The 17,016-nt window shown below is 61.8% G+C and carries 20 protein-coding genes; 10 read left to right on the top strand and 10 right to left on the bottom strand.

The features are described from left to right. Nucleotides 1-64 precede the first annotated feature (64 nt). Together FAA97_RS10350 and FAA97_RS10345 are read left to right on the top strand one after the other, a co-directional pair. Complete coding sequence (locus tag FAA97_RS10350) at nucleotides 65-436, top strand: hypothetical protein (protein WP_136598465.1); 372 nt, start codon at nucleotides 65-67, stop codon at nucleotides 434-436. A 169-nt stretch (nucleotides 437-605) separates the two neighbouring features. Further along, on the top strand, nucleotides 606-941 hold the full coding sequence (locus FAA97_RS10345; RefSeq protein ID WP_136598464.1) for a hypothetical protein: 336 nt from the start codon (nucleotides 606-608) through the stop codon (nucleotides 939-941). A gap of 22 nt (nucleotides 942-963) precedes the next feature. On the opposite strand, the gene FAA97_RS10340 is transcribed toward FAA97_RS10345, so the two are convergent. Next, nucleotides 964-1,398: a DUF6678 family protein gene (locus FAA97_RS10340; RefSeq protein ID WP_136598463.1), complete on the bottom strand. Its 435-nt coding sequence runs from the start codon at nucleotides 1,396-1,398 to the stop codon at nucleotides 964-966. A 361-nt stretch (nucleotides 1,399-1,759) separates the two neighbouring features. Beyond that, nucleotides 1,760-2,494, bottom strand: coding sequence for a DUF3750 domain-containing protein (locus FAA97_RS10335; protein ID WP_136598462.1), 735 nt, complete (start codon nucleotides 2,492-2,494; stop codon nucleotides 1,760-1,762). A gap of 71 nt (nucleotides 2,495-2,565) precedes the next feature. On the opposite strand from FAA97_RS10335, the gene FAA97_RS10330 reads away from it, so the two are divergent. The 3 genes from FAA97_RS10330 (at nucleotide 2,566) to FAA97_RS10320 (ending at nucleotide 6,321) form a co-directional block, all read left to right on the top strand. Continuing rightward, nucleotides 2,566-3,573, top strand: coding sequence for an asparaginase (locus FAA97_RS10330; protein ID WP_136598461.1), 1,008 nt, complete (start codon nucleotides 2,566-2,568; stop codon nucleotides 3,571-3,573). Nucleotides 3,574-3,691: 118 nt separating this feature from the next. Continuing rightward, nucleotides 3,692-4,987: a GNAT family N-acetyltransferase gene (locus FAA97_RS10325; RefSeq protein ID WP_136598460.1), complete on the top strand. Its 1,296-nt coding sequence runs from the start codon at nucleotides 3,692-3,694 to the stop codon at nucleotides 4,985-4,987. Continuing rightward, complete coding sequence (locus FAA97_RS10320) at nucleotides 4,984-6,321, top strand: oligosaccharide flippase family protein (protein ID WP_136598459.1); 1,338 nt, start codon at nucleotides 4,984-4,986, stop codon at nucleotides 6,319-6,321. The genes FAA97_RS10325 and FAA97_RS10320 overlap by 4 nt, the downstream gene beginning before the upstream one ends. A 42-nt stretch (nucleotides 6,322-6,363) precedes the next feature. Here FAA97_RS10320 and FAA97_RS10315 read toward each other — a convergent pair whose 3' ends face one another. From FAA97_RS10315 to FAA97_RS10300, 4 genes are all read right to left on the bottom strand, one after another. After that, nucleotides 6,364-6,654, bottom strand: coding sequence for an XRE family transcriptional regulator (locus tag FAA97_RS10315; RefSeq protein WP_136598458.1), 291 nt, complete (start codon nucleotides 6,652-6,654; stop codon nucleotides 6,364-6,366). Then, a complete protein-coding gene (locus FAA97_RS10310; protein ID WP_136598851.1) occupies nucleotides 6,644-6,931 on the bottom strand; it encodes a type II toxin-antitoxin system RelE/ParE family toxin in 288 nt (95 codons plus the stop codon). Before FAA97_RS10310 ends, FAA97_RS10315 begins: the two co-directional genes overlap by 11 nt. Before the next feature lie 193 nt (nucleotides 6,932-7,124). Next, the gene (locus FAA97_RS10305; protein WP_136598457.1) at nucleotides 7,125-7,784 is read right to left on the bottom strand and encodes a glutathione S-transferase family protein; all 660 of its coding nucleotides are present in this window, start codon (nucleotides 7,782-7,784) and stop codon (nucleotides 7,125-7,127) included. Between the two features lie 119 nt (nucleotides 7,785-7,903). Then, complete coding sequence (locus FAA97_RS10300; protein WP_136598456.1) at nucleotides 7,904-9,739, bottom strand: putative bifunctional diguanylate cyclase/phosphodiesterase; 1,836 nt, start codon at nucleotides 9,737-9,739, stop codon at nucleotides 7,904-7,906. Nucleotides 9,740-10,115: 376 nt separating this feature from the next. On the opposite strand from FAA97_RS10300, the gene FAA97_RS10295 reads away from it, so the two are divergent. The 3 genes from FAA97_RS10295 to FAA97_RS10285 all read left to right on the top strand — a co-directional run bounded on the left by FAA97_RS10295 (nucleotide 10,116) and on the right by FAA97_RS10285 (nucleotide 12,288). Continuing rightward, on the top strand, nucleotides 10,116-10,319 hold the full coding sequence (locus tag FAA97_RS10295) for a hypothetical protein (RefSeq protein WP_136598455.1): 204 nt from the start codon (nucleotides 10,116-10,118) through the stop codon (nucleotides 10,317-10,319). 314 nt (nucleotides 10,320-10,633) lie between these two features. After that, nucleotides 10,634-11,413 carry a L,D-transpeptidase gene (locus FAA97_RS10290; RefSeq protein ID WP_136598454.1) on the top strand — a complete coding sequence of 260 codons (780 nt, stop codon included), beginning with the start codon at nucleotides 10,634-10,636 and terminating at the stop codon, nucleotides 11,411-11,413. Between the two features lie 161 nt (nucleotides 11,414-11,574). After that, nucleotides 11,575-12,288 (top strand): L,D-transpeptidase, encoded by a 714-nt coding sequence (locus tag FAA97_RS10285; RefSeq protein ID WP_136598453.1) that lies wholly within the window; start codon nucleotides 11,575-11,577, stop codon nucleotides 12,286-12,288. Nucleotides 12,289-12,361: 73 nt separating this feature from the next. Here the strand turns inward: FAA97_RS10285 and FAA97_RS10280 are convergent, their stop codons facing one another. Together FAA97_RS10280 and FAA97_RS10275 are read right to left on the bottom strand one after the other, a co-directional pair. Further along, a complete protein-coding gene (locus tag FAA97_RS10280; protein WP_136598452.1) occupies nucleotides 12,362-12,766 on the bottom strand; it encodes a host attachment family protein in 405 nt (134 codons plus the stop codon). 117 nt (nucleotides 12,767-12,883) lie between these two features. Then, nucleotides 12,884-13,771: a LysR family transcriptional regulator gene (locus tag FAA97_RS10275; protein ID WP_136598451.1), complete on the bottom strand. Its 888-nt coding sequence runs from the start codon at nucleotides 13,769-13,771 to the stop codon at nucleotides 12,884-12,886. A gap of 112 nt (nucleotides 13,772-13,883) precedes the next feature. Between FAA97_RS10275 and FAA97_RS10270 the strand changes: the two genes are divergently transcribed. Both FAA97_RS10270 and FAA97_RS10265 read left to right on the top strand, forming a co-directional pair. Next, nucleotides 13,884-14,846, top strand: coding sequence for a sodium-dependent bicarbonate transport family permease (locus FAA97_RS10270; protein WP_246041410.1), 963 nt, complete (start codon nucleotides 13,884-13,886; stop codon nucleotides 14,844-14,846). A gap of 169 nt (nucleotides 14,847-15,015) precedes the next feature. Continuing rightward, nucleotides 15,016-15,738 carry a permease gene (locus FAA97_RS10265; protein ID WP_136598449.1) on the top strand — a complete coding sequence of 241 codons (723 nt, stop codon included), beginning with the start codon at nucleotides 15,016-15,018 and terminating at the stop codon, nucleotides 15,736-15,738. Here the strand turns inward: FAA97_RS10265 and FAA97_RS10260 are convergent. Beyond that, nucleotides 15,707-16,072 (bottom strand): hypothetical protein, encoded by a 366-nt coding sequence (locus FAA97_RS10260; protein WP_136598448.1) that lies wholly within the window; start codon nucleotides 16,070-16,072, stop codon nucleotides 15,707-15,709. The genes FAA97_RS10265 and FAA97_RS10260 overlap by 32 nt on opposite strands. Then, nucleotides 16,069-16,980: a class A beta-lactamase gene (bla, locus tag FAA97_RS10255; protein WP_168800975.1), complete on the bottom strand. Its 912-nt coding sequence runs from the start codon at nucleotides 16,978-16,980 to the stop codon at nucleotides 16,069-16,071. The genes FAA97_RS10260 and bla overlap by 4 nt, the downstream gene beginning before the upstream one ends. Between the last annotated feature and the right edge of the window lie 36 nt (nucleotides 16,981-17,016).

Below are 17,016 nucleotides of genomic sequence, written 5' to 3'. Positions count from 1 at the left end.
TATCGGCTGATGTCACGCTACCTTCACAAACGGTTGAGGAGCCGAAACACGGGAGGATTTTTCCATGAGACGCATGTGGCCGGAAGAACTGAAGCCGATCCTTGAAGGCGCCGAAGAGGTGATGCTCGAGATACCGGTCTCCGACCGGGGAGGCGACCATCCGGCGGGTGCGACCCGAAGGGCAGCCCTTCGTCTGCGCCTCACCGAGGCCGAGTACCAGCGCATCTGGCCGCTTGCCGATGCGCGTTACCGGCTGGACGGCAAATATGCCGGAAAGGCCGTGACACTCATCGTCAACAATCCCCATTACCACGCCTGGCACCCCGCCGATGGTGGCACGGAAGAGCGTTTATCCGGCAGCGGCGCGCCCTTCACCGTCAAGTATATCGTGGTCCACCTGTTGATGGATGACGTGCGTGAAGAGGCGGTGGCGTAAGCCATCAGCCACCGACGAGGCAAAGCAACAAGGGCCGGTCCTCTCGCGGGGGTCGGCTTTCCTCTGAGGATGCTGGGGGCCGTCACCGAAGCGTCGGCGGCCATTCCGTCCAGCATTTGCCATTGCACCCCAAAAATGTAGTCTGCCGCGCATGTGGCCCACATTTTTCATGACGACGCTAATTTCTTTCGCCCTGATGATAGCGGAATTGCGTCGCCTTGCCGCGAACTACGGCATTCTGCTCGCCATGGTGGCGGGAGGCTGCGGCATTCTTCTGGTGTCCGGCTGGTTGCTTGTCCTGGTAGAGTTGGCAGCGGAAATCAGGGGGCCGTTTTCCGTTTTCAATATCTTTGCGATCCTGGCCATGGCCGGTTTGCCGCTGACAAGTTTTCTCTACGCCCGCCGCCGTTTCGCGGTTACGCCAAGCCTTTTTCCTGCAGCGCTTGTCTTCGCGGCGGTGGCCGGCGTCTATTTGTCGATCAGGTTTGGTCAGGCGTTGACTTGAATAGGGGGAATGGTCCCCTGTTTCAGCCATGACCGAGGATGATCAGAAAGCCGTCCTCTTCCCTAAACGGAATATGCAGGCGTCTGAGAATGGCAACAAGCGGTACAGAACAGTCCTCGAGACGGGGAGGCAGTAGCTGACCGACGCTCACGCTTCGCCTCGGCGCCACTTTCAGCCATTCGATGCAGATACCGAGAGAGGCTTCCGGCGACGCTGCCCAGTCACCACAGTACCAGGGAGCGGCATCAAAAACCGCTGGTTCCGGGTTGTCCGAAAGCACAAGCTTTCTCTGATAGGCGGGAGGGAAGGGAAGCTCCTCGACAATGGCCGAGCAAAGCGCCCGCCATTTGGTGTCGTTCATGTGGGATGCCAGTCCACGTTCCTCGATCCGGCGACGCACTCTGGCAACCTCATCCTGATCGGTGGTGCCGACATAGAGCATTTGGTGACCTCTCATTACGGACTGCCAGAATCTGCAACCGCACCCTCAATCACCGGCGCGCGAATTGTGAACGAAACCTGCCGCGATGCAACACAATTATCTGCACAAACAGTCACACAACGTGCCTTGTCGAATCTCTTTCGCCACCCTACCTTTCAATCATCGGCAACGTAACGAAAGGAAGGTGATCCAATGTCTAATGAGATTTCGGTCTGCGTAGGTGACTTTGGAAAGGGTGTGGTTTTGACGGGGCAGCCCTCGGTCTGATCCAGCCTTCCTTCGGATGCCGCAAGGTTTCCGGGTCCCCACTAGGACCAGAACTCATGGGAGCCACCCTCGCGGGTGGCTCTTTTGATTCCGGGTGTAGCGTTCGTTGTTAAAACCCGACGGCGCCGAAGCCCGGCACCTTGAGCGCGGGTCGGGCAATGTCGATCCCGGCCACCAGTCCAAGGAAATTCACTTCCAGGCCGCTGCGCGCGCCGATCGACACTCCGGCAAAGCCGCCCAGGCTTAAGTGCAGGTCGCGGCCATCTTCATCCAGCGCATAGAAACCGCCATTCGGCAGATAGTCGCGTCCCACGGCATCCGGCGGCAAGACGGCGCCGAGTTCGGGCACGTCGCGCAGCACATGCGCAACGAAGGTGTTGGAGTTCGGTCCCGGGTAGATCCGGTAGCCGCCCGGCTGGCCGTAAGGATAGGCCTTGATCGCCGCTTCCACCTTGGGGATCAGCCGCTCGGCCTGCTGGCCCTTGATCTCGACAACCAGCCGCGGCGGGTTGGAATACCAGAAGGCGTCGGGCGCACGATGGTTGCGGCGGATCGGCGATCCCCAGCCCACCTTGTCATAGCGCTGGTAGTCGCCGCCTTTCTCCTTGGTGACGATCCAGGCATGGCTGGCGATGGCACCTTTCAGGCCGCCGGTCATGGCGGAGAACACGTAGATCGCCGCGTCCTCGCTCTCTTCAGCCTCTGGCAGCAGGCCGGATGAACCCCAATTTGCCTCGTTCCATCGGGTTGGCCGGTCCTTGGTCACCCAGAGGCCTGCAGACACCAGGGTCGGCAGAATGAAGACGGCAATGATGACGGCCAGAAGGCGAAGGACAATTTTCAACTCGGGGGTCTCGCGAAAGGTGAGCAACTCGGGTTAGGTATGGGCAAAATCACACATTTCTGGGGCAGGGCATGGAAAATCCGATCACGGTTGAAGTCACGCGCGGTCAACTCGTCGAGAGCCGTCATCGCGGCATGGCCGTGGTGGTGGATGCCGATGGCAGCGTTGTTTTCCAGGCGGGCGATGTCGATGCTGCGATCTTTCCGCGCTCGGCCTGCAAGGCCATGCAGGCCCTGCCGCTGGTGGAAAGCGGCGCGGCCGACGCCTTCGGTTTTGGCTATCGCGAGCTGGCGCTGGCCTGCGCCTCGCATTCCGGCGAGCCGGAGCATGTGGCGGTTGCCGCCGCAATGCTGAAAGCGGCAGGTCAAAACGAAAGCGTGCTGGAATGCGGTGCGCACTGGTCCTCGCATCAGCAGGTGCTGCTCGCCCAGGCACGCACCCTCGAAAAGCCGACCGCGCTGCACAACAATTGCTCCGGCAAACATTCCGGCTTCGTCTGTACCTGCGTGCACACCGGCGAGGATCCGCGCGGCTATGCCGGCTACGATCACCCGCTGCAGGAGGCGATCCGCTCCATCATGAGCGATCTCACCGGCGCCGTTCTGTCGCGCGATACCTGCGGCACGGATGGTTGCTCGATCCCGACCTACGCCGTGCCGCTCACGGGCCTCGCCCGCGGGTTCGGCAGGCTGGCGACGGGCAAAGGGCTGGAGCCGATCCGTGCGGCTGCCGCCCGCCGGTTGATTGCGGCCTGCATGGCTGAACCCTTTTATGTCGCCGGCACGAAGCGCTTCTGCACGAAGCTGATGCAGGTGGCGCCGGGCAAGATCTTCGCCAAGACCGGCGCGGAAGGCGTCTTTTGCGCGCTGCTGCCGGAAAAGGGTCTGTCCTTTGCGGTCAAGGCCGAGGATGGTGCCACCCGTGCTGCCGAGGCGATGATTGCAGCCCTTCTTGCCCGCCATTACGAGGCGGACAGCGAAGAGCGGCATGCCCTGATGGCGCTTGCCAACCACGGCATGACCAACTGGAATGGCCTAGCCGTCGGCAAGGTGCGCGTGACGGATGTGCTGTTTCACTGATCTTAAGGGCATTGCGATCCCGCGCTGACGACGATCTCTCGCCTCTCAAGGGAGGTTTAACCCTTGGTGGTTAGACTGGCGCGTGAACCCATAGCGCGCAACCCGAGAGCCCGATCCCATGGATGCTTCGACCAGAGGTCTAGAACGGCGCCCCGGCGAAACCGCGCCCCGTTTCTCGGTCGCGCGCATTCGCTTTGAGGGGCGCCAATTCGACCTTGAATGCCGCGATAGCCTTGCCGATCTGGCCGCGCTGGAGGAAACCTGGAAAGCGCTTGAAGAGCGTTGCCCTGAACCTTTCACCTATTTCCAGAGTGCCGACTGGTGCTTGAACTGGGCAAGGATCTTCCTTGCCGATGCGGCGGGCTCTGACGCAAGCGCCAAGGTCTACATCCTCTGGGAGGGGGCGGACTGCCGGATGATCTGGCCGTTGATGATGCGCCGGGCAAGCCCCGCGATCACCGTCTTGGAGCCGCTGACGGCCCCGATGAACCAGTATACGACACTGCTTTATGATCCCCAGGGCTTCGGGCCGGATCTGGGCCGCCAGGTGTGCGATGAGATCGCCAGGCATTGTGGCGGCGATGCGATCTGCCTCGATCACGTGCCGCAGTCCTCGCTGCTGGCGCAAATGCTTGATGGCAAGGGCTATACGCCCGACAGGCAGCAGCACTCCTCCATCCTCGATCTTGCCGGTCTTGCCGACTGGGAAAGACATCATCGCGCTCTGCCGAAAAAGCAGCGCCTGCAGCGCAACAGCCGTCGCAACCGTCTGGAAAAGCTGGGTGTGCTCGACTACCAGGTCTGGCCTGCGGACAGCGCGGGTTATGCTGCCCATATCGACCGCTGCATTGCCATGAAGCAGGACTGGCTGAAGGAAACAGGCCGTCTTGGCCGCGATCTGTTCGATCCGCGTTTTGCCGCCTTCCTGCGCACACTTGGCGCCGTCAAGGGCGAGGATCACGGACGTGTCTATCTGCATGCGCTCACGCTGGATGGTACCCCCATCGCCATGGAACTCGGCATGCGCTTCCATCAGGATTACTATTGTTTCCTCGGCGCCATCGACCTTGCCTATCAGAAATACTCGCCCGGCAAGGTGCAGATGGAAAGCGCACAGCGTTGGGCCATCGAGACCGGTATCAGCCGCTTCGATTTCCTGAGCGATCCTTCGGCCTACAAGTCGAGCTGGACCAATACCTGCGTTCCGCTCACGGCCAGCTACATGCCCTTCACCAGCTTAGGACAGCTCTATTGCCAGCACTGGATGGCCGGGCTTCGCCCGCGCCTGCGCGCTTTCTACCATGGCTTCGGCCCGGCCTGGAAAGCCCGGGTCCGAACCCTCTTCGATAGCGTCAATCGCTTCATGGGGCGCAATGGCAGCACCATGGGCTTCGTTTTGTGCTGCGTCCCATGATCGCAAGACTGCGGCGCAAGGCGCTTGATCTTGCCGGTGACGCCGCGTTGCGCGGCGCGCTTGTCAGCATATCCGTGCGCATTGCCGCAGCCTTTGTCGGGCTTGCGCTGCAGATCCTTCTGGCCCGCCTGATGGCGCTGGAAGACTACGGCGTCTATGTCATCCTCTGGACCTGGGTGAGCGTCGCAGGCCAGGTCGGCGTGCTCGGCTTTTACGATTCCGCTGCCCGCTTCATTCCCCGTTATGGACGGCGCCAGAAACACGCCCACCTTGCAGGCTATCTGGCAACCGGTTTTCGCGCGGTGGTAACCGGCTCCGGCCTGCTTGCGGTCTCAGCGCTCGTATTCCTTACCGTGCTGCCCGATCTGGTCGATCCGGCATTCCTGCTGCCGATCGGCGTTCTGGCGCTCGGCTTTCCGGTTCTCGCGCTCGAATCCTACCTGATCGGCGTTGCGCGCGGCTTTGGCTGGTACGCACTCTCCACCATTCCAGGCTATATCCTGCGCCCGGCGCTGATCATGATCGGCGTCGGCGTCGCCAGGGTCGCAGACCTTAACCTGACCGCCACGACGGTGCTCACCATCGTCGTGCTCGCCTCCATCGTCGTGCTGCTGGTTCAGGCCCTCATCCTGCGCGCACGGTTGCCGAAGGGGGAACGCCCGACGAAGAACCGCGAGCGTCGCCGTTTCTGGCTCCTGGCCTCCGTGCTGATGATGCCGGCGATGACGGCAGAAGAGCTCTTCGTCTGGATCGATGTGCTGATTCTCGGCTTTCTGGTCTCCCCGGATGAAGCCTCGCTTTATTTCGCCGCCCAGCGGTCGCTGTCGCTGGCCGCCTTCGTGCAATACGGTTTCATGCTGGTCGCTGCCCGCGGCTTTTCGCTCTCGCTTGCCTCGGCAGACAGGGCAGGGCTTCAGGCGCGCATCACCCGCTCCACCAATGCCACCTTCTGGCTCACCATCCCCTCCGTTGCACTGACGCTGATCGCCGGCTATCCGCTGCTTGCCCTGTTCGGGCGCGCCTTCCTTGCCGCCTATCCCTGTCTCGTGCTGCTCGGCCTGGCCTATATCATCCGCGCCGCGACCGGTCAGGCTTCCGAGCTGCTCGTCGTCCAGGGGCGCTATCGCCTCAGCCTCGCCATCGTTTCCGTTTCGGTCGTTTCCTGTCTTGCGGCCATGTTCCTGCTCGTGCCGCTTTACGGCATCAACGGTGCCGCCGCCGCGATGGTCCTCGTCCAGCTTCTCCGCCTCGTCGTGGTCACGTCCCTCGTTTATCGCCGCACGGGTTACTGGGTCCTGGTCCGCCCGTTTACGCGGGTGGCGCCGGAGGGGTGAGGGTCGGGCCTCTGCCGAGGAAGGTCCGCCTCGCAGGGGCAGTCAGCTCAAGTTGACAGAAAGCGTTTTCCCAACCGCTGAGGCAGCCTTGATCAGAGTATCGAGCTGAATCCGGTCATTGTCCGGGTCCAGCAACCGCGCAAGCTGTGTCGCGCTGGTCTTCATTCTCCGCGCCATCTCCGACTTCGAGAGCTGCTGCACTTTCATTTCATGTTCGATATCCAGCACCAAAGCACGTTTGATAGCGACTGCCGTGACCGCCTCGTAAATACCCTCGTCGCGTAGAAAGCTATCGAAGCTCTCGCCGATGTGCGGATTGTCGTCATGCGCCATGTCGCGATACTTCCTTCATGCGTGTGATTGCGATTGTCAGTTCCTTTGTCGGTGCCTTCTGTGTCTTCTTCTCAAAGCCATGCAGAAGAACCATACGTCCCTGGACCATGGTGAAGAAGACGCGGGCGATACGCCCGTGCTCAAGCGACGAACGGATTTCGAAAAGACCTTTCACGCCAGAGATGGCGGCACATTTCGGCATTCCTACAGGCCAGCAATACTCGAGCGTCGCGATATCTTCGCCAATGGTCCTCCGGTCATTCACACTAAGCGCCATCAACCAGTCCCGCACCGGACGCTTTCCGGAGCTGGATACGTAGAAATATGCCTCGACAATCTTCCTAGATGGCACCAGGACACCTTACACGGTAAACCTCATGCGGTGCGATTGCAAGCCCCGCAGCGTTTCACACTTTATGGCTGCAGAATGCTACGGGTTTACGCATGCATCAAGGGGACGACGCCCCGCCTTACTCCACCTCGGCCAAGCGCTTTTCCCACATGGACTTGAAGCCGGGGCGGGCCTGCATGCGGTTCAGCCATTCAGCCGTTTTCGGGTGCGCGTCGAAAAGTGGTTGGAAGGCCTGCGCATAGCGTACGATCTCTGCAACATTGATATCGGCCACGGTGAATCGCTCGCCGACGAGGTGGCTATGCGTGGCGAAATGATGCTCCAGCACGCCAAAGGCGCGGCTCAGAATGCGGGCGAGCGCCTTGGCCTCGGCCTGACCGGCTTCCGTCGTCAGGCGACCTTCGGTGTTTGCCATGGAAATCTTCAGCGCATCGGTCTCGATGGAGGTCGCGGCAAAGAGCGTCCATTGCATCATCTGCGCGTCTTCAACGACTTCTTTCGGCGCCAGAGGCCCGCCGTGCTTCTTTGCCACATACAGCGTCTGCGCCAGCGATTCGTTCAGCACCAGTCCATCGTCGTCGATCGTCGGAATGCTGCCCATCGGATTGACGGCAAGAAACTCCGGCGAACGGGTATTGATGCGCACATCCGGCGCCATCGGGTCCGCAAGTTTGTAAGCCTGGAGAACCGGTACCAGCTCGAAGGGAATGCCCAGCTCCTCCACCAGCCAGAGAATGCGTGTCGCGCGCGATTTGTAGACGCCATAGATCTTCAGCATGCCAGTTCTCCCGTGGGTTGAGCCGGGACGCTAAAGGAGAAGCCGTGGCGAAAAAAGGCGTGCAGCGGTGAAGATGCGATGAAATTTTCTGATGGCTTGCAGGGGAGGCGGCAGAGAGCTCAGGCGAACAGCCGCTCCGCGACGGACTGCTCCACGGTCGCTTTCCAGGCCAGGTGAAATCCCTTGCCTTCATTGAGCAGCAGGCGCACCTGATCGCGGGCCATCGGCCGCGCGAAGAAGTAGCCCTGGCCGGCCGTGCAGGTGAGTTGCGAAAGCTGATCGGCCTGGTCGGGGGTCTCGATCCCCTCGGCAATCACGTCGATCCCAAGCCCATTGGCGATCTCGAGCAGGCCACGGGTCACAACACTGCCACCGCCTGCCTGGAAGAGCCTTTGCACGAAAGACCGCTCGATCTTGATCATGTCCACCGGCACGGTCATCAGCTGGGTCAGGGAGGCAAAGCCGGTGCCGAAATCATCGAGCGCGACCCTGAAACCTTCCTGCCTGAGCAGGCTGATTTCATCGGCCACGATCCCGTCCTTGCGGGCGAGATAGACGCTTTCGCTGACCTCGGCGACAAAGCTCTCTGGCTTGATCCCACACTGCAGACAGACGGCCTTGATGCGCTCAGTCAGGCCGCCGCGATAAAAATCCGCGGCCGTCAGATTGATGCCAATCGTGCCATAGGCCAAGGCCTCCGATTGCCATTGCCGGACATCCTTTCCAATCCTGTCCAGCATGCGATTGGTGATTTCGATGGCGATATGAGCGTCTTTCATCGCCTCTTGAAACTGCTGCGCCTCGATGATGTGCCCCTCGGGCGTGGTCATTCGGCAGAGCGCCTCAAATCCCAGGATGCGTCCGTTGGAAAGGGAGATCACCGGCTGGTAAAACGTGTCGATGCGGTCGTCGCGCAAGGCTTCGTCGACGTCGCGCACGGAGCGAAAGCGCCGGATGATGGCGCTGCCGTGGCCCGGCACGAATTCCACGAAGCGGCCGCGCGCGGTCTCCTTGGCGTCGTAGAGCGCATAGTCGGCGTTCTGGCGCACCTGTTCGGGGCTGCGTTCCCCGTCTGCGCGGGCACCACCAAGGGTCGCCTTGGGAAAGATGACGTGGCCGGCGCAATCGGCCGGTGATGAGATGCTGTCAATCACTGCGGCTGCCAGCGCCTCGGGCTCCGTGGTCTCGGCGCAGGCGATGATGATGGCAAACTCGTCGCCACCCAGGCGGAACGCCGTGCCTGGCGCGCAGACACTCGCCAGGCGATGACCGACGGTTCGGATCAGGTCGTCTCCCGCCGCGTGGCCGAATGTGTCGTTGACCATCTTGAGATTGTCGACATCGAGCAGAACAAGAGCCCAGTTCGGTTCGGTGCGCGCCACACTGGCAAGCGCTCCATTGAAGCGGCTGCGGTTCGGCAGGCCCGTCAGGGCATCGATTTCGGCCAGTCGCTGCTGTTCTGCTCTGCGCTGGTCGCGCTCTATGGCGATGGCGCAGAGGTGGACGCAGGCTTCGACCAGCATACGCTCAAGGTCTGAGGGGCCGCGCGGGGTGCGATAGTAGAAGGCAAAGGTCCCGAGAACCCTGCCGGATGCGATGATTGGCGTCGACCAGCAGGCCATCAGGCCAAGCGGCAACGCCAGAGATTTGTACAAGGCCCAATAGGGATGCGTCTCGATATCGGTCACTTCGACCGCCTTGCCCGTGAACGCCGCCGTGCCGCAGGAGCCGATGCCAGGCCCGATCTGCGTCCCGTCGATCGCCTGGCAATAGTGCAGCGGCAGCGATGGGCCGCCAAGGTGTCGCAGCCGGTTTTCACTGTCCAGCAGCAGTACCGAGCTCACCACATCGTCTGCCATCGCTTCCACGGCGCGACACAGATAATCGACGATTTCGCCAATGGGACGTCCCTTGGCGGTCATCTCCAGAATGGTGTTCTGCGTCGAAAGCAGCATTTTCATCCAATGGGTTGAGTTTACTTGAGCTAAGCACCTTGGGGGTGAAATAGAAACAGGAAATACATCTCTACCTAATATTGGTTTATATGAAGATAACCTCTCCGGCCGTGTTGCTGGCCTGGCGCGCCGAAGCGAAAGGCAAGGCGAGACCCGCGAGCACGGCAGGAAAAGTTAGCATTTTCAGAGCTTTGTGGCGGAAGACTGTGGCCCTGCAACAGGCTGTTTCGATGTGCGGGTGATGGCCGGCAGCACCAGCGGCGCTTCATTAGCCTTTGGTCTAGTGCCGTCTTGCGGATCATTTGAGCCAGATCAACTGGCATTTTCCCGGCAGTGCTATGGTTGGAGCAACATAACGATCGTCTGGAGATCAGCCATGATCAGGCTTGCCATTGTCCTCTATATTCTCATTGCCAGCGCTGTTGCCGGTTCTGCCGTCATTGCGGTTCTGACGCTTGATATGCGCGAAGCCTGGCAGATTGCTGGCGCTTTCGTCGCAGGTCTGCTGATCGCGGTGCCGATCGCAGCGGTTCTCGGTCGCAAGATCTACAACGAGCTGAATGGACCGAACGCGGTCTGACCCTGGTTCTCTTTCGGCGCGGGGGGTAGGCTTGTGGCAGCCTGAGATGGGCTGACCGGCAGGACACCGCCCCGTGACGACCGACCGGCATTTTCTCGGGGGAGGGGATGCCGGTCGGGTCTTTTTGTTCTCTTGCGGCTTTCCGGCCCTGTCGTTGCGCGCATCGCAAGGCCGCTATTCCATCGACAAAACGTGCCGGCCATAAGCTTCGCGCCAGCCGCGCCTGACAGCATGCCGCTAACGACGTCAGTGTGAATCGGTGTGGCATGCCCAATCAGTTGAGCGCTTTCAAAGCGGAAAAGTCCTTGGTCCGGATGCGGCATCTCGCCGGCTTCGGTCTCGGCGCGGTCATGATGGCAACCCTGTCCGGCTGCATCCTGGTGCAGGATACCAGTCGGATGAACATCGATGTCTTTCAGGACGAGGTCGCACCCGTCTGGTATGATCCGGCCCGCACGCCGCCGGCCGCAGACCAGCGCGCACCGGTGCGCAAGAACCTGTATCAGACGCAATTTCACCAGACCTATGGCCTGCCGGTCTCCAATCCGTTGCATCGGGTGATCTATAGCCAGATTGTCGATGAGGGGCACACGATACCGGCCATTCCGCTCGATCGGGTGCGTACCGACAGTCTGCGTCACGATGTCGACTATCAGACGACGGAGGCCCCCGGCACCATCGTGGTCGATACCAGGGCGCATTACCTTTATCTCGTGCAGGCCAACGGCAAGGCCATCCGCTATGGTGTTGGTCTTGGCAGCGAAGGCTTTGGCTGGTCGGGCCGCGGCGTCGTCGCGCGCAAGGCGAAGTGGCCGCACTGGACCCCCACCAAAGATATGGTCGAGCGCAATCCGAGCTTGCGCACGGTTGCTGCGGATCGCGGCGGTCTGGTGGCGGGCCTCAACAATCCGCTGGGCGCGCGGGCGCTCTACATCTACCAGAATGGCAAGGACACGCTGTACCGCGTGCATGGCACACCGGACTGGCAGTCCGTCGGCAAATCCACCTCGTCGGGCTGCGTGCGCATGTTCAACCAGGATGTCATCGATTTGTTTGAACGTGTGCCCGACAAGACACCGATTGTTGTCATATAGCGACACTCCCTCGCGCTCGGGTGCCTCTCCCTAAAAAGTGAAGGCGCCGTGCGGTTGCGTTAACCCACCCTTTCCTGTTTGCATCGCACCATCCCTGGAACATTTTCGCCATTGATGCGTCATGGTTCCGCTGCTTTCGCTTACAGGAAACCTCAACTTTCATGTCTTCTTCCACCTTTCTGACCCGCCGCTCCCTTCTGTCTATGACGGGCATCGGCGCCGCAGCCGCTTTGGCAAGCTGCACCACATCGCGTCCGCTCCCGCCGGGTGTCCGTCTTGACGGCCCGGTAACCCCGGCACCTGCAGCCGAAAGCGGGCGCACGCCGGAACTCGACGCAATGTATGGCGAGGTCTATGACGGCGGCTACGTCATCCCCGCAGTGCCCTACTGGAAGATCCCGTCGCGCTTCTACCGCCAGCAGGTGGTCGATCCGACCGGCGAGGCCCCCGGCACCATCGTCGTCGACACGCCGAACCGCTTCCTCTATCTCGTCGAGCGCGGCGGCACTGCCATGCGCTACGGCGTCGGCATCGGTCGCGACGGCTTTTCCTGGGGCGGTGTTGGCGTCATCCAGTGGCGTCAGAAGTGGCCGAAGTGGACGCCGCCGGATGAGATGATCGCCCGCCAGCCCGAGCTTGAGCAGTATTCTGCCCGTAACGGCGGCAAGCCCGGCGGTCTCGACAATCCGCTCGGTGCCCGCGCGCTTTACATCTTCAAGGATGGCAAAGACACGATCTACCGCCTGCACGGTTCGCCGGAATGGTTCTCCATCGGCAAGGCGGTCTCGTCGGGCTGCGTGCGCCTGATGAACCAGGACATCATCGACCTTTACGAGCGCGTGCCGACCAAGGCAAAGATCATCGTTCGCCAGTAACCGCCACGCGCCATCGCAGCACAGTTTGAAAAGCCCCGCCGGACGGTTCCGGCGGGGCTTTTGTTTGTTCGCGTCAGGCTGCTTCCAGCGCCTTTTCGATCTCGGGAATGGAGTGTCCCGTCAGATCCTTGTCCAGTTCCTTGACGAGAACCGCCGACAGCGCCTTGTGATAGGCCTTGCGCATTTCACCCAGCGTGCGTGGGGCAGCAATGATGACGAGGTTTTCGATCTTGCCGTCGAGCACTTGCCGGTTCAGCATGTCTGTCACACCGCTGCCGAAGGCGTCTTCTTCCTGCAGATCGTCGGAGGGATTGGCGGCGCTGGACGGATGCCGGCTGCCGGAAGGGTGCTTGGAGGCATCGACGTCATCGACCGGCAGTGCCTTGAGCTTGATGTTGAGGCCTTGGCCTTCGTTCTGAAACAGCGCCAGCTTCTCGCCGTCTGCGACAGCGACAATGGTGTTCTGCGGAAGGTTCATGGAGGTCTCCTCTGTCTGGGCGCCCGCCCGCCGGATGCGGAAGGCAGCGCATGGTTGCGCTGGGACAACCCCTGGACGCCGCGTCGGTTCCGCCAATTTTCTGGCCTGCCTTTGCCGTCAGCTGGCCCAACTGGCCGCAGCCGCGATCAGTTCGCTGACCACCGGATTGGGAAACTGCCGTGGCATGGTGAGGGCGTAGAAGCGTTCGCTGATCTGTGGCAGCGCCACGACCTCCGATAGCGTGCCGGCCTGCAACTCGTCGCGAACGACAATCGCCGGAAGCGGCGCAAGCCCGATCGCCTCCCGCGCCATCAGGCGCAGCATGGCCATGTCATCCACCTCGGCAACGATGCTGGGCGTGACACCAAGCCGCTGGCAAAGCGCGTCGAACTCGGCGCGAAGCCCCGTGTCGCCCGTCGGCAGGATGACGGGGTGACGCGTCAGCGCCTCCTTCGGCGTGCTGGCCGTGCAATGGAGGAGCGGGGCAGCGACAAGGCTGATCGGCTGTTCCGCCAGCCGCTGCGCAATCAGGCCCTCGGATTCAGCCCCCTGCGGCGGCTGGTTGCACAAGACCACATCGAGGTCGAGCTGCTTCAGCGCGCCCTGCAGCTCGGAAAGGCTGCCGGAGGTAAGCACGATCTCGATGTCAGGTCGCCCGAGACAGGGCCGCAAAAACTCGATCTGGAAATTGCGCGAAAGTGTCGCCAGCGCACCGACCTTCAGCAGCCGGCGCGTTCCGGTCCCGGCCTTCAGTGTCGCAAGAAGGTCGTCGCCGACGGCAAAGATTGCGTCGGCATGCTCAAGGGCAATCCGTCCCGCTTCCGTCAGCACAAGGTGCCGCCCGATCCGCTCGAACAGCGGATGGCCGAGCCTCTCTTCGAGTGTGCGGATCTGGGTGGAAAGCGCCGATTGCGAAACGGCAAGCCTTTCGGCCGCGCGTGTCAGGTTCCCCTCGCGCGCCACTTCGCGAAAATAGCGCAGGTGATTGTAGTTCAACGGAGCCATTCTTCTATTTTATCGAATGAAATGTTCGAAACAATGAATTTTTAAGAACGGTCCATCGCCGCTACATCGCGCCGCACAAATGGTGTCCCATCCAGCAAGCGGGGTCTTATTGATGGATGTCCTGATCTCTCCGATGATCCTCTTCTTCGTGCTCGGGGCCTTGGCGGCCCTGATCCGCAGCGACCTTGCCATTCCCGAGGGGATCAGCAAGGCGGTGGCGCTTTATCTGATGGCGGCAATCGGCCTGAAAGGCGGTGTGCAGCTGTCGGAAACGGGCTTTACCGGCGATCTCGTCGCTGCCGGTTTCGCCGGGGTGGCGCTCAGCCTCCTGTTGCCGCTTCCCGTCTTCTGGGTGGCGCGGGCCATCGGCCGGCTGGATCGCCTGAGTGCCGGCGCCATCGCCGCCCACTACGGCTCCGTCTCCGTCGTCACCTTCGTCACCGGCATCGAGGTTCTGAAGGCGGCCGGTCTTCCTGCCGATGGTTATATGGTTGCCGTCATGGCGCTGATGGAAGCACCGGCCATTCTGGTGGGTCTCTGGCTTGCGCGCTCCGGCATGGAAAAGTCATCCAGAGGGGATCAGGGCAAGTCCGCAGGCCATGGCATGACGGAGGCCTTCACAAATGGCTCGATCGTGCTGCTTGCCGGCAGTTTCCTGATCGGCCTTGTCGTCGGACGGGAGGGTTTTGCGCAGGTGTCACCACTGTTCGAGGGCGGCTTCCGCGGCATGCTCTGCCTCTTCCTCCTCGATATGGGCCTGCTTGCCACGCGGCAGCTTTTGAAGTCGCGCAATCTGACGCCGGTTCTCGTGCTCTCGGCTGTCGTCATGGCCTTGATCAACGGAACCTTCGGCGTGCTGCTCGGCACGGCGCTTGGTCTGTCGCCGGGGTCAGCGGCAGCGCTTGGCATCCTGGCAGGCAGTGCAAGCTACATCGCCGCACCCGCCGCCGTGCGCCTTGCACTGCCACAGGTGAATGTCGGCCTGCCGCTCACCATGTCGCTCGCGGTCACCTTTCCTTGCAATCTGATCGTCGGCATTCCCGTCTATGTTGCCATGGCACGCGCCCTGGGGTGATCTGTCCGGGCCCCTCGCGGCGGGTGTGAAGTGCGGCTAGCCGAAGCGGATCGCTCCAGCGCCGGGCAATCTGGTGGAATTAAAGCCAAGGACATGGAAGGTAATCCCGTGATCGCCTTCAATGCGTTATGTCTCGCAAGGATCGATCAACGGCGGGAGAGGGACCGGCATGGATTTCATGAGGCTTTTGAAGTCGCTCGAAGAGCTTCTCTACGAGCTTGTTTCCTGGCTGGTCTTTTATCCGCTCACCTTCTGGCGCGCGCTCAGCCGTCCGCTGCCAATGATGCGCTATGCCGATCTGGAACTCGGCGACCGGCCGGAGGACCAGTATGAGGATACGCTGTCGCCGCCGCTCTTTCTGCTGATCACGCTGATGATCGCCCAGGGGCTCGCAAGCCTGATGCCCCTGGTGCACCGGCCGGATGAAATCGGTGGCGAACTGTCCTCGACGGCCAATCTGTTGATTGCTCGCGGCGTCATTTTCAGCGTTTTTCCGCTGGTCATGTCCGTCACGCTCCTGCGCCACAAGGGGCTGCGCCTGACGCGTGAAAGCCTGCGTCCGCCTTTCTACAGCCAGTGTTATGTCGCCGCACCCTTTGTACTCGTCGCAACGCTTGGCCTGGATGCACTGATGGTCAAGGCCGAGGGCGGCTGGCTTGCCGCTGGTCTCGCTGCCATAGCGCTGGCCATTCTATGGTACGGACAGGCACAGGTCCGCTGGTTCGTCCGGGACCTCGGCATCGGCTGGGGCAGGGCGGTCGCTCTCTTTCTGAGCGCCTTTGCCATCGCCTTGGTCACGGCTCTTTGCCTGACGGTGGTGATCGGCCTCAGCTTCGGCCATCTGCCGCTTGATGGCGCCGTCAGTTCTGCTGCCGGCAGCGGAAAGGGCTGAAGGTCGAGGCAGCGCCCGCATTCATCGTGGCAATCGTCAGCCCGTTGGCGATCTCGATATCCTTCGGCGTCTTCGGGCAGGCATCGACAGGGGCCAGGCAGCCGCTTGCGATATAGGCCCGGTTGTTGTCGATGAAATCGGGGCTGACATCGTCGGTGCCCATGCGCGCCAGAATGCGGTCGAGCGCCTTGGCAAAGACCTCGCATTTCTCCACCTGCCAGGCAGAGCGTGCTTCCGTCGATGCTCCGGGCTCAGTCTCTCCGGCAAGGCTGACCCCGCAGCCCATCAGGATTGCGATCATCAGGGCGGCGGGCAATACGAACGTCGGTCTCATCGCGCAAGGTCCGCAAAGATCGCGTCGCCGAGCTCTGCAATCGCCGCATCGCGCACCTTGAGCGGATGCGCCTTGCCGGTCATGTAGATCGCGACAACGACGGGATCGCCCGTGTCGGGCCGGATGAGCGCCACGATGCCGCGGCTGCCAAAGCCCCCGGCACCGCTTCTGTCGGCAATCGGCCAGCCCTTTGGCAAGACCTTGCGCAGCAGCCCGTCGGCCACGGCATTGGCCTGCATCCAGGCGTCGAGCTGCCGGCTGGCGGCAGGCGATAGCCCGGAGCCGAGCGTCAGGTGCCGAATGGTGCTGGCCATGGCGCGCGGCGTCGTCGTGTCGCGCGGATCGCCGGGCTTTGCTTCGTTGAGCTCCGGCTCGAAACGGTCGAGCCGGGTCACGTCATCGCCTTTGGCACGCAGGAAATCGGTGAGCGCCTCCGGCCCGTCGATGGCCTTCAGCACAAGATTGGCGGCCGCATTGTCGCTGGTCCTCAGCGTGATCTCGCAAAGTGCGCGGATTGCGATTGTCGAGCCGATCCGGGTCTCCGTGACCGGCGAGTGCGGCAGAATATCTCCCTTGCGGACAGTCACGCGCATATCGAGAACCTGATCGCCTCGATTAAGCGCTGCAGCGCAGGCCAGCGCCTTGAAGGTGCTGTTCATCGCAAAGCGTTCGTCGGCCCGGTAGCCATGCTGCATCTCGCCAGTCGGGCCGATCATCGCATAGCCGAGGCGCAGATCAAGCCGTGCTTCGATCGATTTTGCGGTCTCAAGCGCCTTCTCGCCGGCGGCCGTCGAAGGCGACGCGACAAGGCAAGCGAAGAGAACGGCAAGCGCGGCGGGGCGGCCTCGGGCAAGGCTTCGCCATCCCGCGGCACGAAACGGAAGAAGACGATAAAGTACGGCCGTCATGGGCATGGCTTCTCCTGAGCTGAAGCCGGTCTTGAT

Source organism: Peteryoungia ipomoeae, from assembly GCF_004912165.1.
Lineage (GTDB): Bacteria > Pseudomonadota > Alphaproteobacteria > Rhizobiales > Rhizobiaceae > Allorhizobium > Allorhizobium ipomoeae.
The sequence above is the reverse complement of the archived record's forward strand: the minus strand, read 5'-3'. Positions and strand labels throughout refer to the sequence as shown.